Below are 13,904 nucleotides of genomic sequence, written 5' to 3'. Positions count from 1 at the left end.
ACGAGCGAGAGGAAGGCGGCATGACCACGACGGCCCACCTGGCCGGTTCCCTCAGCGGGAGCCCCTACGCGCTGTCCCACCTGGACGTCCTGGAGTCCGAGGCGGTGCACATCTTCCGCGAGGTGGCCGGGGAGTTCGAGCGGCCCGTGATCCTGTTCTCCGGCGGCAAGGACTCGATCGTCATGCTGCACCTGGCGCTCAAGGCGTTCGCGCCCGCGCCGCTGCCGTTCGCGCTGCTGCATGTCGACACCGGGCACAACTTCCCCGAGGTCATCGCCTACCGCGACCGCGTCGTGGCGCTGCACGGGCTGCGCCTGCACGTCGCGTCCGTGCAGGAGTTCATCGACGACGGGCGGCTGCGCGAGCGCCCCGACGGCACGCGCAACCCCCTCCAGACGGTGCCGCTGCTCGACGCGATCGAGACGCACCGCTTCGACGCCGTCTTCGGCGGCGGGCGGCGCGACGAGGAGAAGGCGCGCGCGAAGGAGCGGGTGTTCTCGCTGCGGGACGAGTTCGGCGGCTGGGACCCGCGCCGCCAGCGCCCCGAGCTGTGGCAGCTGTACAACGGGCGGCACGCGCCCGGCGAGCATGTGCGGGTCTTCCCCCTGTCCAACTGGACGGAGTTGGACGTCTGGCAGTACATCGCCCGCGAGAAGATCGAGATCCCCGAGATCTACTACGCCCACGAGCGCGAGGTCTTCCACCGCGGCGGGATGTGGCTGGCCCCGGGCGGGTGGGGCGGGCCGCGGGACGGCGAGCCCGTCGAGACGCGCCTGGTGCGCTACCGCACCGTCGGGGACATGTCGTGCACGGGGGCGGTGGACTCGGACGCGGAGACGATCGAGCGGATCATCGCCGAGATCGCCGCGTCCCGGCTCACCGAGCGGGGCGCGACCAGGGCCGACGACCGGCTGTCCGAGGCCGCCATGGAGGACCGCAAGCGCGAGGGGTACTTCTGATGACCGGCGCCACCGCCAGCACGCCCGCGGCCGCGGGCCCCGAGTCGCTCTCCAGCACGGCGCTGCTGCGCTTCGCCACCGCGGGCTCGGTGGACGACGGCAAGTCCACGCTGGTCGGGCGGCTGCTGCACGACTCCAAGTCGGTGCTCGCCGACCAGTTGGAGGCCGTCGAGCTGGCCTCGCGCAACCGGGGCCAGGAGTCCGTGGACCTCGCGCTGCTGACCGACGGCCTGCGGGCCGAGCGCGAGCAGGGCATCACCATCGACGTCGCCTACCGCTACTTCGCCACGGCCAGGCGGCGTTTCATCCTGGCCGACACCCCGGGGCATGTGCAGTACACCCGGAACATGGTCACGGGCGCCTCGACCGCCGAGCTGGCGATCATCCTGGTGGACGCGCGCAACGGCGTGGTCGAGCAGACCCGCAGGCACGCCGCCGTCGCCGCGCTGCTGCGGGTGCCCCATGTGGTGCTGGCCGTCAACAAGATGGACCTCGCCGGCTACGCCGAGCCGGTGTTCGCCCGCATCGCCGGGGAGTTCACCGCGTACGCCGCCTCGCTCGGCGTCCCCGAGGTCACCGCGATCCCCATCTCCGCGCTCGCCGGGGACAACGTCGTGACGCCGTCGGCCGCGATGGACTGGTACGGCGGCCCCACCGTGCTCGAACACCTGGAGTCCGTGCCGGTCACGCACGACCCGACCGACGACCCCGCGCGCTTCCCCGTGCAGTACGTCATCAGGCCCGGCACGCCCGAGCACCCCGACTTCCGCGGCTACGCGGGGCAGATCTCGTCGGGCGTGCTGCGCGTGGGCCAGCGGGTGGTCGTCCAGCCCTCGGGGCTGACCAGCCGGATCGAGGGCATCGACGCGCTGGGCCAGTCCCTCGACGTCGCCTGGGCCCCGCAGTCGGTGACGCTCACCCTCGCCGACGACCTCGACATCTCGCGCGGCGACCTGATCGCCCCGGTCGAGGGCGCGGCCACGGCGGCCAGGGAGCTCACCGCCACGGTGTGCCACCTGCACGATCGGCCGCTCACGCCGGGGGCGCGCGTGCTGCTGAAGCACGCGACCCGCACGGTCAAGGCGATCGTCAAGGAGATCCCTTCGCGTCTCACCCTGGACGACCTGTCCCACCATCCGGACCCCGGCGAGCTGGTGGCCAACGACATCGGCCGCGTGACGCTGCGCACATCGGAGCCGCTGGCCGTGGACGCCTACGCGGACTCGCGTTCCACCGGCTCGTTGCTGCTGATCGACCCCGCGGACGGCGCGACGCTGACCGCGGGGATGGCGGGAGAGGCGTTCGGGAAGGCCAAGGGGCCTTCGGCCCCGAGCGCGGAGGACGCCGCATGGGACTTCTGAACGGCGCTGGCGGGGTGTTCGCCACCTTCGCCAAGGAGGGCGGGCGCGTGGGAAGCGGCGCGCTCGGCAGCGGCCACGGCGGCATGGGGCCCTGTGCGGGCTGAACAGCCTCGCGCGGGCGGCCCGTTCGCCCGTGCCCTGCCGTTTCCCCGCGCCCTGCCGTTTCCCCACGCCCCGCCGTTCCCCCTCAACGTTCGCCGCGTTCCGCCCTTCCGAGAGGACCCGATCCACCGTGACCGCTCCCCGCACCTCGGGCCCGAGACGGCTCCGCCGCTCCGGCGCCAGCGCCGTTGTCCTGCCCCTGCTGCTGACCGCAGTCGCCGCGTGCGGCTACGGCTCGGACAACGACGACGAGCCCTCGGCGTCGAACGAGGAGACCGCGGGCGGCGAGGCGCTGTCCGCCGACGAGGTCTCCATCGGCTACTTCGCGAACATCACCCACGCCACCGCCGTGGTGGGCCTCCAGGACGGCGGCCTGATCCGCGAGCAGCTCGGCGGCACCGAGGTGAACACGCAGATATTCAACGCCGGCCCCTCCGCGATCGAGGCGCTGAACTCCGGCGACCTGGACCTGACGTTCATCGGCCCCAACCCCGCGATCAACGGCTTCGCCCAGTCGGGCGGCGAGAGCCTGCGCGTCGTGTCGGGCGCGGCCTCCGGCGGCGCCTCGCTGGTGGCCAACCCCGAGACGGTGCCGAGCCTCGACGACCTCGAGGGCGCCCGCATCGCCACGCCGCAGCTGGGCAACACGCAGGACGTCGCCCTCCTCAACTACCTGGCCGAGGAGGGGTACGAGGTCAACGCCCAGGACGGCTCGGGCGACGTCGAGGTCTACCGCATCCCCAACGCCGAGATCCCCGCCGCGTTCGACAACGGCGACATCGACGGCGCCTGGGTGCCCGAGCCCACCGCGGCCAACCTGGTCAGCAGGGGCGCCGAGACGCTGCTCGACGAGGGCGAGCTGTGGGAGAACGGGCAGTTCGTCGTCACCCATGTGATCGCCTCGCAGGACTTCCTCGCCGAGCACGAGGACGTGGTCGAGGCCGTCGTCCGCGGCGTGGTGCACACCAACGCCTGGATCAACGAGAACCGCGACGAGGCCAAGGAGCAGTTCAACGCGCAGCTCGCGTCCCTGCCCGGCGGCAGCGAGCTGCCCCCCGAGATCCTCGACCCGGCGTTCGACCACGTCGAGTTCCTCAACGACCCGCTGGCGGCGACCCTCAAGACCGGAGCGGAGCACGCGGTGACCGCCGGGCTGCTCGATGAGACCGACCTCACGGGCATCTACGACCTGTCCATCCTCAACCGCGTGCTGGCGGAAGAGGGGCTGCCCGAGATCACCGATGACGCCGGTCTCGGCGTCGAGTGACGGACCCCCGCCCCGACGCGCCCAGGAGGCGACATTCGATGGCCACAGCGCTCCGGAAGTCCCAGGAGCCGGGAGATCCCGACGGCGGCACCGACGCCCCGTTCGCCGTCCGCCTCGACCATGTGTCGAAGTCCTTCGGCCGCCGCGGCAAGCAGCAGCTCGTGCTCGACGACATCACGCTCGACGTCGCCCCTGGCGAGTTCGTGACCCTGCTGGGCGCGTCGGGCTGCGGGAAGTCGACCCTGCTCAACCTGACCGCGGGGCTCGACGCGGCGTCCGCGGGCACCATCGCGGTGCCGGGCGGGCGCCCCGCCCTGATGTTCCAGGACCACGCGCTCTTCCCCTGGCTGACCGCGGGCAAGAACATCGAGCTCGCCCTGCGGCTGCGGGGCGTTCCCCAGGGCGAACGGCGGGCCGAGGCCGAGCGGCTGCTCACGCTGGTGCGGCTCGGCGGCGCGCACGGCAAGCGCGTGCACGAGCTGTCGGGCGGCATGCGGCAGCGCGTCGCGCTCGCCAGAGCCCTGGCGCAGGACAGCCAACTGCTGCTGATGGACGAGCCGTTCGCCGCGCTCGACGCCATCACGCGCGACGTCCTGCACGAGGAGCTGACCCGGATCTGGCGCGAGACGGGCGTCTCGGTCCTGTTCGTCACGCACAACGTCCGCGAGGCGGTCAGGCTGGCGCAGCGCGTCGTGCTGCTGTCCTCGCGGCCCGGGCGCGTCGTTCACGAGTGGCGGGTGGACATCGAGCAGCCGCGCCGCATCGAGGACGCCGCCGTCTCGGCGCTCTCGGTGGAGATCACCGAGCGCCTCAGGGAGGAGATCCGCCGCCATGGCCAGCAGTGAGACGAGGGAGAAGGGGAGCGAGGACCTCGCGGGCCTCGAGGCGGGGCTCGACGCCCTGGAGACCCCGGCCACCGCGCAGGAGCGGCCGCCCATCGGCCGGATCCTGGTGAGCAAGGTCCTGCCGCCCGTGGTGGCGATCGCGCTCGTCCTCGCCGTGTGGCAGGGGGCCTACTGGGCCGATCTGAGGCGGAACGACGCGCTGCCGAGCCCGCTGGACGTGGGCGACGAGTTCGCCGAGATGTGGCGGCAGGGCACCCTGTTCGAATACATCTGGACCAGCGTCTCGCGGGGCGTCTTCGGCTTTGTCATCGCGGTCGCCGTGGGCACCCCGCTCGGCCTGGCCGTGGCGCGGGTCAAGGTCGTGCGGGCCGCGATCGGCCCGGTGCTGACCGGCCTGCAGTCGCTGCCGTCGATCGCGTGGGTGCCCGCGGCGATCATCTGGTTCGGCCTCACCAACAGCACGATCTACGCGGTGGTGCTGCTGGGCGCCGTGCCGTCCATCGCCAACGGCATCGTCTCGGGCGTCGACCAGATCCCGCCGCTGTATCTGCGCGCGGGGCGGATGCTGGGCGCCAGCGGGCTGACCAGCGTGCGGCACGTCCTGCTGCCCGCGGCGCTGCCCGGCTATCTGGCGGGGCTCAAGCAGGGCTGGGCGTTCTCCTGGCGCTCGCTCATGGCGGCCGAGCTGATCGTCCAGTCCCCGAGCCTGGGCACGGGCCTCGGGCAGCTCATGGACGGCTACCGCGCGATGCAGAACATGTCGGGGGTGCTCGCGACCATCATCCTGATCCTGGTGGTCGGGGTGGCCATCGACCTGCTGTTCTTCTCCCCGCTCGAACGGCGGGTGCTGCGCGGCAGAGGGCTGCTGGCCCGCGTCTCATGAGCCAGGGCACCCCTCAGCGAGCCAGGGGCGGGCGCCGGACGGCGCCCGCCCCTGCCCTGCTCGTCGTGGCGCACGGCAGCCGCGACCCGCGCCACGCGGCGACCGTCGCGGCGCTGACGGCGCGGGTGCGCGCGCTCGCGCCCGGGCTCACCGTGGCGACGGGCTTCCTCGACTTCTGCGCGCCGGGCGTGGACCGGGCCATGGCCGGGCTGTACGCGGCGGGTGAACGGCACGTCGTGGCGCTGCCGTTGCTGCTGGGACGGGCCTTCCACGCCACGACCGACATCCCCGCGGCGCTCGCCGACGCGAGCGAGAGGCTGCCCGGGCTGAGCGTGGCGCGGGCCGACGTGCTCGGCCCCTCGCCGCTGCTGCTCGCCGCGCTGGAGCGGCGGCTGGCCGAGGCGGGGGCGCCGACGGGCGCCGAACGGCGTTCCACCGGCGTCGTGTTGGCGTCGGCCGGGTCGTCCGACCCCGGGGCGCTTGCCACCGTGGAGGCGCTTGCCGCGCGGTGGCGGCGCTCGGCGGGCTGGGGCGCGGTGGCGACGGCGTACGCGTCGGCCGCGTCGCCCACGACGGCCGAAGCGGTGCGCGCGCTGCGCGCGGAGCCCGGGGTGCGGCGCGTGGTCGTGGCGCCGTACGTCGTCGCGCCGGGGCGGCTGCCCGACCGCATCGCGGCGGGCGCGGCCGAGGGCGGGGCCGAGGTGACCGCCTCGGTCCTCGGCCCCGCCCCCGAGCTGGCCCGGCTGCTGCTGCGGCGCTACGCCGAGGCGGTCACCCCGCCTCGGCGCGCGCTGCTCGCCGGGTGATCAACCGCCGGGCGGCGGCACATACTTGTAGCCGACCCGGCGAACGGTGACGATGCGCTCGCGATAGGCGGCGCCGAGCTTGCGGCGCAGCCGCGCGATGTGCACATCCACGGTGCGCTGGTCCCCCACGGGGCCATAGCCCCAGATGGTGGCGACCAGTTGCTCCCTGGTGTACACACGGTGAGGGTGTCTCACCAGGTGGGCAAGCAGCTCGAATTCCAGATAGGTGAGCCTGAGCGGCTTGCCGTCCACGGTGGCGGTGCGCTCGTCGGTGTCCACGGCCACGCTGCGCCGCTTGGCCTCCGGCGCCCGCACGGGTGTGGGGGCGGGGGGCTGCGACGCCGCCGAGAGGATCTCGCCGAGCTGGGTGAGCTTGGTCCCGGCCGGGGCCAGGACCAGATACCCCACGAGGGGAACGGCGTTGTCCGCCGCGCCGCCGCCGAGTGCCTGAGGGACGAGGGTCACCGTCACATCGGTCACATCGGTCACATCGGTCAGCTCGGAAAGGGACGATAGTCGGGAGAGATCGGGTGGTGTCGGGAGAGCGGCGAGGTGCCGCGGCGTCGGCATGTGAAGCCGCCTTTCCGCATTGTCCGGGAGTGCGCTCGGATGGTGCGCTTGGTCCAGGGGGCCGCATGGTCAAGAGGATCGCGGCCACAGATAAGGGCAGCCGAATTCCTCCCGCGTCTCCGGGCGGCGGTACGCCGTCTCATCCGGAATGCGGGATGGTGAACACGCGGAAGATCGCGAGGAAATGCGGGAGTAGTCCGGCTGGGCGCGGGTCAGCGACCGGCGGCACAGATGGCGCTGGCCTGCCGCCGGAGATCGACATGCAGGCGCACAACGAGGAAATCAGCCTGGCTCACGATATGCGAGCATGACAGCACTTTCCTTGACCGTCAAGGCACTTCAATTCGCCAGCCGGTCCAGTGGTTGAGCACCGGTTGACGGCGGGGCGCGCGACCGGCTATCCATGATCCCATGACGACCGGCAAGCGCTTCTTCTCACGGTGGCACGTGGACCTGGTCCGCGTGGCCAGCGCGCTGTGTCGTAGCGGTCGATTCTGATACGACCGCGCTCGCCCGTATCCCCTGGCTCGGGCGCGGAGATTCCTCCCGTTTCTCTCGTGTTTCCTCGCGTTGCCCGCCCTTTTCCCACGCCTTTTCGAGGATCGAGCCATGTCCGCGCCCACGCCCGCGATCATCACGCCCGCCGAACTCGAGCGGACCGTCCGCTCCTTCGCCCCCCGCACCGACCTGTGGCGCCCCCAGGTGCGCTTCACCCGCCCCGACCGCTGGTACCGACGCCTGGAGCGCAACGCCGACTTCGAGGTCTGGCTGCTGACCTGGCTGCCCGGCCAGGGCACCGAGATCCACGACCACGGCGGCTCGTCGGGGGCGTTCGGGGTGGTCCAGGGAACGCTGACCGAGCGCGTCTTCCCACCTGCCGGACCCGTTGTCCGACAGGTGGACGTGGGCGGGGTCAGGCCGTTCGGGCCGCACTATGTGCACGAGGTGACCAACGGGGACGGCGGTCCCGCGGTCAGCATCCACGCCTACGCGCCCGCCCTCACCACCCAGTCCTACTACCGCCTGGACGCGGACGGCGGACTGGTGCTCTCACGGATGGAGCCGGTGACCGCATGAGCGGCCCCCTGGGCATCGACGCACATCTGGCGCACGCGCGCCGGGACCTGGACCGCGTGACGCCTCAGGAGGCGCACGAGGCGGCGCGCGAGGGCGCGGTGCTGGTGGACACGCGCCCTGAGTTCCAGCGCGCTGCGGACGGCACGATCCCCGGCGCGCTCCTCATCGAGCGCAACCACCTGGAGTGGCGCTGCGACCCGTCGAGCGGCGCGTCGGTGCCGGAGGCGACGAGCCGCGACGTGCGGTGGATCGTGCTGTGCGACGAGGGCTACGCGTCCTCGCTCGCCGCGGCGTCCCTGCGCGCGATCGGCCTGCCCCGCGCGACGGACCTGGCGGGCGGCTTCCAGGCGTGGCGCGCCGCTGGCCTGCCCGTCACCCCGCCCGCCCGCTGAACCCCCCGCGCCCCGCGGCTCGTTCAGTGCCGGTGTTCGGGGGCCGGGTGTTCGGGGCCGGTGTTCGGGGCCGGTGTTCGGGGGCCGGGTATTCGGTGCCGGTGTTCGGGGGCCGGGTATTCGGTGCCGGTGTTCAGGCCAGGGCCGCGGCCTCCTTCGCGGGGTCGAGGCCGAGCGGCCCGCGTTCGGGAACGGCGGGCGGCGCGCCGCCGAGCGAGACGAGCCACCGCCAGGTGTCGGCCACCGTCTCCCCCACCGGCCTGCACCGCAGGCCCGTCGCCAGCGCGCGCGTGACGTCGGAGCGGTGCAGCGCGTCGTGGAACTCCCCGGGCGGCGTCCAGATCGGCAGCTCCGTCCAGCCCGCGATCCCCGCGGCCTCGACGCGCTCGGGCGCGGTCCAGCGCAGCTCGGCCGTGGCCGACCCGGTGGCCGCGACACAGGCGTCGAGCAGCTCGCCCATCGTCGCGTGCCCCGACGGGCTCACCAGGTCCACGGGCCCGAAGAGGCCGCGTTCGGCCGCGTCGAGCGCCCAGCGGGCCAGGTCGCGGGCGTCGACGTACTGGAGCGGCAGCTCGCGGGGCCCCGGGGCCAGCACGGGCCCGCCGCGGGCGACGCGGGCCAGCCACCAGGGCAGGCGGCCGACGTTCTCGTGCGGGCCGAGGATCAGGCCGCAGCGCACGAACAGCGTCAGGTCGCGGCCGAACTCCGCCTCGGCGGCCAGCTCGCCGCCGCGCTTGTCCGCGGCGTACTCGGTGACGTCCGCGTCGGGCGAGGCGTCGACGACGGGCGCGCCCTCGTCCGCCCCCGCGGGGATCGGCCACGCGTAGACGGAGCGGCTCGACACATAGGTGAAGTGCCGCGCGCGGCCCGCCAGCAGGCGGGCGGCGTCCCGCACGGCGCGCGGGGCGTTGCTCCATGTGTCGACGACCAGGTCCCACTCCCCCTCGGCCAGCGCGGCCAGGCCGCCGTCCGTGGTGCGGTCGCCGCGCAGCGGGACGGCGCCTCGCGGGGGCCGCGCGTTGCCCCGGTTGAACGTGGTGACGGACCAGCCCCTGGCCAGCGCGTCCTCGGCGAGGGCGCGGCCGACGAACGTGGTGCCGCCCAGGATCAGCAGTCGTGTGGGTCGCATGGCGGCCAGCGTCCCCGGCCGCGGGGGCGCGGGGAAGCGCGCACTGCTGTCGGCGAATTCACCGAGAGCGAAACGGGCGGGGTGGCGGGCCCAAAAGAAAGGTACGGCCAGCGGTAGTGCCGGGCTCGCGGCGCCTGGCGCACCCTGGCCCGCACGCGCGGACGCTGGACATCCCCTGGGAGTCGCGCGCATGGCGGAGTGGCACCGGCGCCGCGCGGCGGCGCACCTCGGGGTCCGCGCGCCGGAGCGCACACCGGCGCTCCCCGCGGGCGTGCGCGCCCAGTGGCGGGATCCGCGGGAGGCGCACGAGGGCGCCGAGGAGGCGCTGGCCGAGCTGCGCGACGTGATCCGCACGATGTACCCGCCGATCCTGTCCAACCCCGACTCCGACCCCGGCCTCGCGGGCGCGGTCGTCCGCGGTGGCGGCGCGTTCGGGGCGCGGCGGATACCGGTGTGAGGGTGGCCGACCTCTGCGTGGTCGGTCGCGGTGGCGCGCACCCTCCGGGCCTGCCCTGGCCGCCGCTCTCGTCGTTCACCGCGCGCGCGTTGAGCTCAGGGAGCGGGCCGGTCCGGGGCGGGGGCGCGTGACGGCCAGCTCGGCGGCGTCGTGGCCAGCGCCGCGGGCCTCCCTATGAGACCGGCCTCGAGTTCTCCCACGACCAGTCGAACTCCTCGCGGTAGGTCTCGAACAGGCTCAGCTCGCCGTCCGCGAAGGGGCCCGTGAGGGGGCCGGTCCTGTGCACTATCTCCCGGCCGCCGCGCCGCAGCACCAGGACCGGGGTCTCCATGCCGCGGCTGCGCCTGAGGTAGGACTGCACGACCGCAACCCCGCCGGGGGCGTCGGCGTCCACGAAGTAGGCACTGAAGCGCGGCGTCTCGTCGGAGACATGGATCTCGAACGCCTCGGGATCCCTGGCCCGGCCGCGCACCCGGCGCATGTGGAGGATGTTTGTCTCGACGGAACGGCTCAGCTCGCCGCGTTTCAGGGAGAGTTCGCGCTCCCTGCGCCGCATGGCGCCGCTGGCGGGGTTCAGAAAGAGGAGCCGGATGCGGCAGCCGCTGTCGGCGAGGCGGACCAGGCGCCGCCCCGGGTAGTTCCCCACGAGGAGGCCGAGGGCTATGCCCGCCGCGTCGAGCCGCCGCGCCCCGCCGAACAGGTCCTCGGCGGGCAGCTGCCTCTGGAGCCGCACCCGGTCGGGGTGGACTCCCGCCACATCGGTGAACCGGTCGCCGACAAGCCGCTCCACCGCGTCGGCGGGGAGCCGCCCCGAGGACGGCGGGACGCCGGAGTCCAGCAGCCGCAGCAGCCTGGCGCACCCGCGTTCGGCCTGTTCGAGCACGGCGCGGCTCATCCCGCGGTTGCGGCTGACCGCGCTGCGGGCCACCTCCAGCTCGTCGAGGGTGAGCTCGACCTCGCGGCGGTTGTCCAAATACGGCGCAAAGCAGGGCCAGTGCTGCACCATGAGTTCACGCAGTTGCGGGAGGGTGAGGAAGGCGAGGACCGTGTCATCGGCAGGATCGAGCAGGTGCCCCTTGCGGCGGCTGACCTCGCGCAGCGCCGCCGCGCGCTGCACCCACTCCTGTCCGGTCGGCCCGGCGGCCGCGATCTCCCACTCCTCGCCGTGCACCGGCTCGTACACCGGGCGCAGCACCGCGGCCACCACGGACCGCAGCCGCTGCTCCACGAGGTTCAGCCAGACGTACGCGCGGCCCGCGCGCTCCACCCGGGTGCTCACCTCGGACCAGTCGTCAGCGGTCCACTCCAGGTCAGCCCCCGTCTCTACCGGGCGCGGCAGCGGGAGCGCCCCGGCCTGTGCCTCGGCTGTCTCACCCCCGTTTCCCGAGGGCAGCTCCAGCCCCGACGAGCTCACCTGCACCGCCTTCCGCCCCGCTGATGGATCAAGGAAGCCTACTGCGGAGCCCCCCGCGCGTGCAGCACACTCGGGAATCAACTGCGCTTGTCCGCACGGTCGTCGGGGCAGAGGGTTTCCATGACGCCAGCGCGCCGCACGCCCACGTCTACCTACCGGCTCCAGCTCCAGCCGGATTTCCCCTTCTCAGCGGCCGAGGAGCTCGTCCCCTACGCGGCGTCGCTCGGTGTCTCGCACCTCCATCTGTCGCCCGTTCTTGAGGCCGTGCCCGGCTCGCTCCACGGCTACGACGTGACCGACCACACACGCGTGCGCGCGGAGTTGGGGGGCGAGGAGGGCCTGCGGGCGCTCGCGGACGCGGCGCGTGCGCGGGGGCTCGGCCTGGTGCTCGACATCGTGCCCAACCACATGGCGGTGCCGGGCGCGATGGAGCTCAACGGGCCGCTGTGGGAGGTGCTCCGGGACGGCCCCGAGGCGGAGCGGGCGGGCTGGTTCGACATCGACTGGGCGGCGGGCGGGGGCCGGGTGCTGCTCCCGGTGCTCGGCGGGCCGCTGGGCGAGGAGCTGGACCGCCTTTCCGTGGTGGACGGCACGCTGCGCTACGCCGACCGCCGCTTCCCGCTGCGGCCCGGCACGGAGGAGCTGCCGCTGCCCGATCTGCTCGACGAGCAGCACTACCGGCTCGCGTGGTGGCGGCTGGGCCGCACGGAGATCAACTACCGGCGCTTCTTCGCCATTTCGGAGCTCATCGGGGTGCGCGTCGAGGACCCCGAGGTCTTCGCGGCGACGCACGCGCTGGTGCTGCGGCTGGTGGAGGAGGGGCTGATCGACGGGCTCAGGGTGGACCACCCCGACGGGCTCGCGGACCCCGGTGGCTATCTGGAGCGGCTGCACCGCGCGACGGGCGGGGCGTGGATCGTCGCGGAGAAGATCCTCGGCTCCGGCGAGCGGCTGCCCGCGAGCTGGCCGGTGGCGGGGACGACGGGCTATGACGCGATGCGGTTCGTCGACGCGATGTTCACGGACGCGGACGGCGCCGCCGAACTGACCGAGCACTACCGGGCGTTCACCGGGGCGCCACCGGATCTGGGCGGCGAGTGGACGGCCACGACGCGGCGGGCCGCCTACAAGATGATCACGCACGAGCTCGCGGCGGAGACCGAACGGCTCACGCGCGCGGCGGTGCGGGTGTGCGCGGCCGTGCCGGAGCTAAGGGTGCGCGACCACGCGCCGTGGACGCTGCGTTCGGCGCTCGTGGAGCTGCTGGTGCGGCTGCCGGTCTACCGCCCCTATGTGACGGGGGACGCGCCGCCTTCGCCGGTGGACGAGGCGATGCTGGTGACGGCCGCGGACGGGGCGCGGACGATGTACGCGGTGCCCGCCGAGGCCGCGGCGGTGGACACGGTGCGGGAGCTGGCGCTCGGTCGGTTCGGCGAGGGCGAGGACCTGACGGACTTCAGGGTGCGCTTCGCCCAGGTGTCGTCGGCGCTGCGGGCCAAGGCCGTGGAGGACACGGCCTGTTACCGTTACGCGCCGCTGCTCTCCGCGGCCGAGGTGGGCGGGGACCCGGGCGAGCCCGCGCTGCCGCCTGCCGCGTTCCACGCGTTCTGCGAGCGGATCCAGCGGCACTGGCCGCTCACGGGCACCGCGCTGTCCACGCATGACACCAAGCGCAGCGGCGACATCCGGGCCACGCTCGCGACCCTGAGCGAACATCCGCTCGGCTGGGCGGAGTTGGTGACCCGGCTGACGGAGGAGACCGCGCGGGCCGGGGTGCGGGCGCCGGATCCGCACATCGCGTGGACGACGTGGCAGACGGCGTTCGCGATGGGGTTCCCCGACCGGGAGCGGCTGCTCGGCACGGTGCTGAAGACGGTGCGCGAGGCGGCGCTGCACACCAGCTGGACCGAGCCCGACGAGTCGTACGAGGCGGCTCTCGAACGCTTTGTGCTCGCGGGCCCGTGCGGGCCGCCGCTCTATCCGCTGACGGAGTTCGCGCGGGAGCTGGAGCCGCAGGTCAGGGCGAACGTGCTGGGTGCGGCGCTGCTGCATCTGACGATGCCGGGGGTGCCGGACGTCTATCGGGGCAGCGAGCGGCACTACCTGGCGCTCGTCGACCCCGACAACCGGCGGCTTCCCCAGCTGCCCGTCGCCCAACTGGCGGCGCTGGACGACGCGTTGGCCACCGGTTACGACCTGGCGACGGAGAAGCTGCGGCTGACGGCGACGGCGCTGCGGCTGCGGCGCGCGCAGCCCGAGTGGTTCGGGGAGCTGGCGGACTACGAGCCGCTGCCCGCCGAGGGGGTCGCGGCCGAGCACTGCCTGGCGTTCGCCCGCTCGGGGCGGGTCGTCACGGCGGTGACGCGGCTGTCGCGGCGGCTCGCGGCGGCGGGCGGCTGGGAGGGCACGTATCTGCCGCTGCCGCCCGGGCCATGGCGGGACCTGCTGACCGGGCACTCGGTCTCGGGCAAGGCGCGCCTGGGCCAGCTGCTCGCGGCGAACCCGGTGGCGCTGCTGGTCCGCGGGGACTGAGGCGGCGGCCGACCCGGTGTCCTGGCGCCGCGGCGGGGTAGGCGTTCGCCTGTGGAGCGGACCGTGGGCGTCGAGGAGGAACTGCTTCTGGTGGACGTGGAGTCCGGTCG

General features: G+C 73.7%; 15 protein-coding genes. 11 read left to right on the top strand and 4 right to left on the bottom strand.

Annotated features, from left to right (window positions below):
- Positions 1-20 precede the first annotated feature (20 nt).
- The 6 genes from cysD to DEH69_RS07130 all read left to right on the top strand — a co-directional run bounded on the left by cysD (position 21) and on the right by DEH69_RS07130 (position 6,223).
- Complete coding sequence (gene cysD, locus DEH69_RS07155; protein ID WP_113686024.1) at positions 21-959, top strand: sulfate adenylyltransferase subunit CysD; 939 nt, start codon at positions 21-23, stop codon at positions 957-959.
- Positions 959-2,320: a sulfate adenylyltransferase subunit 1 gene (locus DEH69_RS07150; RefSeq protein ID WP_113686023.1), complete on the top strand. Its 1,362-nt coding sequence runs from the start codon at positions 959-961 to the stop codon at positions 2,318-2,320. Before cysD ends, DEH69_RS07150 begins: the two co-directional genes overlap by 1 nt.
- Positions 2,321-2,552: 232 nt before the next feature.
- The gene (locus DEH69_RS07145) at positions 2,553-3,689 is read left to right on the top strand and encodes an aliphatic sulfonate ABC transporter substrate-binding protein (RefSeq protein ID WP_113686022.1); all 1,137 of its coding nucleotides are present in this window, start codon (positions 2,553-2,555) and stop codon (positions 3,687-3,689) included.
- A gap of 38 nt (positions 3,690-3,727) precedes the next feature.
- Positions 3,728-4,534: an ABC transporter ATP-binding protein gene (locus DEH69_RS07140; RefSeq protein ID WP_113686021.1), complete on the top strand. Its 807-nt coding sequence runs from the start codon at positions 3,728-3,730 to the stop codon at positions 4,532-4,534.
- Complete coding sequence (locus tag DEH69_RS07135) at positions 4,521-5,417, top strand: ABC transporter permease (RefSeq protein WP_113686020.1); 897 nt, start codon at positions 4,521-4,523, stop codon at positions 5,415-5,417. Before DEH69_RS07140 ends, DEH69_RS07135 begins: the two co-directional genes overlap by 14 nt.
- Complete coding sequence (locus DEH69_RS07130; RefSeq protein WP_113686019.1) at positions 5,414-6,223, top strand: sirohydrochlorin chelatase; 810 nt, start codon at positions 5,414-5,416, stop codon at positions 6,221-6,223. The genes DEH69_RS07135 and DEH69_RS07130 overlap by 4 nt, the downstream gene beginning before the upstream one ends.
- Here DEH69_RS07130 and DEH69_RS07125 read toward each other — a convergent pair whose 3' ends face one another.
- Positions 6,224-6,793: a winged helix-turn-helix domain-containing protein gene (locus tag DEH69_RS07125; RefSeq protein WP_113686018.1), complete on the bottom strand. Its 570-nt coding sequence runs from the start codon at positions 6,791-6,793 to the stop codon at positions 6,224-6,226.
- 212 nt (positions 6,794-7,005) lie between these two features.
- Entirely contained in the window at positions 7,006-7,089 is an 84-nt protein-coding gene (locus DEH69_RS33595; protein ID WP_107484989.1) for a putative leader peptide, read from the bottom strand.
- A 115-nt stretch (positions 7,090-7,204) separates the two neighbouring features.
- Here DEH69_RS33595 and DEH69_RS33590 point away from each other — a divergent pair, with 115 nt between their 5' ends.
- From DEH69_RS33590 to DEH69_RS07110, 3 genes are all read left to right on the top strand, one after another.
- A complete protein-coding gene (locus DEH69_RS33590) occupies positions 7,205-7,291 on the top strand; it encodes a putative leader peptide (RefSeq protein ID WP_369008264.1) in 87 nt (28 codons plus the stop codon).
- 111 nt (positions 7,292-7,402) lie between these two features.
- Complete coding sequence (locus tag DEH69_RS07115) at positions 7,403-7,870, top strand: cysteine dioxygenase family protein (RefSeq protein ID WP_113686017.1); 468 nt, start codon at positions 7,403-7,405, stop codon at positions 7,868-7,870.
- Complete coding sequence (locus DEH69_RS07110) at positions 7,867-8,262, top strand: rhodanese-like domain-containing protein (protein ID WP_113686016.1); 396 nt, start codon at positions 7,867-7,869, stop codon at positions 8,260-8,262. Before DEH69_RS07115 ends, DEH69_RS07110 begins: the two co-directional genes overlap by 4 nt.
- A 133-nt stretch (positions 8,263-8,395) precedes the next feature.
- Here the strand turns inward: DEH69_RS07110 and DEH69_RS07105 are convergent, their stop codons facing one another.
- The gene (locus DEH69_RS07105) at positions 8,396-9,391 is read right to left on the bottom strand and encodes an NAD-dependent epimerase/dehydratase family protein (RefSeq protein WP_113686015.1); all 996 of its coding nucleotides are present in this window, start codon (positions 9,389-9,391) and stop codon (positions 8,396-8,398) included.
- A gap of 190 nt (positions 9,392-9,581) precedes the next feature.
- Between DEH69_RS07105 and DEH69_RS07100 the strand changes: the two genes are divergently transcribed.
- Positions 9,582-9,848: a hypothetical protein gene (locus tag DEH69_RS07100; protein WP_113686014.1), complete on the top strand. Its 267-nt coding sequence runs from the start codon at positions 9,582-9,584 to the stop codon at positions 9,846-9,848.
- A 172-nt stretch (positions 9,849-10,020) separates the two neighbouring features.
- Here the strand turns inward: DEH69_RS07100 and DEH69_RS07095 are convergent, their stop codons facing one another.
- Entirely contained in the window at positions 10,021-11,262 is a 1,242-nt protein-coding gene (locus tag DEH69_RS07095) for an SAV2148 family HEPN domain-containing protein (RefSeq protein ID WP_113686158.1), read from the bottom strand.
- 120 nt (positions 11,263-11,382) lie between these two features.
- On the opposite strand from DEH69_RS07095, the gene treY reads away from it, so the two are divergent.
- Positions 11,383-13,794, top strand: a complete 2,412-nt coding sequence (treY, locus tag DEH69_RS07090; RefSeq protein WP_113686013.1) for a malto-oligosyltrehalose synthase — start codon at positions 11,383-11,385, stop codon at positions 13,792-13,794.
- Positions 13,795-13,904: the final 110 nt, after the last annotated feature.

The organism is Streptomyces sp. PT12 (assembly GCF_003311645.1).
In the GTDB taxonomy this organism is placed as follows: domain Bacteria; phylum Actinomycetota; class Actinomycetes; order Streptomycetales; family Streptomycetaceae; genus Streptomyces.
The sequence above is the reverse complement of the archived record's forward strand: the minus strand, read 5'-3'. Positions and strand labels throughout refer to the sequence as shown.

Coding starts and splice junctions, on each gene's coding strand:
- cysD (WP_113686024.1), top strand. CDS start 21: ATGACCACGACGGCCCACCTGGCCGGTTCCCTCAGCGGGAGCCCCTAC.
- DEH69_RS07150 (WP_113686023.1), top strand. CDS start 959: ATGACCGGCGCCACCGCCAGCACGCCCGCGGCCGCGGGCCCCGAGTCG.
- DEH69_RS07140 (WP_113686021.1), top strand. CDS start 3,728: ATGGCCACAGCGCTCCGGAAGTCCCAGGAGCCGGGAGATCCCGACGGC.
- DEH69_RS07135 (WP_113686020.1), top strand. CDS start 4,521: ATGGCCAGCAGTGAGACGAGGGAGAAGGGGAGCGAGGACCTCGCGGGC.
- DEH69_RS07130 (WP_113686019.1), top strand. CDS start 5,414: ATGAGCCAGGGCACCCCTCAGCGAGCCAGGGGCGGGCGCCGGACGGCG.
- DEH69_RS07125 (WP_113686018.1), bottom strand. CDS start 6,793: ATGCCGACGCCGCGGCACCTCGCCGCTCTCCCGACACCACCCGATCTC.
- DEH69_RS33590 (WP_369008264.1), top strand. CDS start 7,205: ATGACGACCGGCAAGCGCTTCTTCTCACGGTGGCACGTGGACCTGGTC.
- DEH69_RS07115 (WP_113686017.1), top strand. CDS start 7,403: ATGTCCGCGCCCACGCCCGCGATCATCACGCCCGCCGAACTCGAGCGG.
- DEH69_RS07110 (WP_113686016.1), top strand. CDS start 7,867: ATGAGCGGCCCCCTGGGCATCGACGCACATCTGGCGCACGCGCGCCGG.
- DEH69_RS07105 (WP_113686015.1), bottom strand. CDS start 9,391: ATGCGACCCACACGACTGCTGATCCTGGGCGGCACCACGTTCGTCGGC.
- DEH69_RS07100 (WP_113686014.1), top strand. CDS start 9,582: ATGGCGGAGTGGCACCGGCGCCGCGCGGCGGCGCACCTCGGGGTCCGC.
- treY (WP_113686013.1), top strand. CDS start 11,383: ATGACGCCAGCGCGCCGCACGCCCACGTCTACCTACCGGCTCCAGCTC.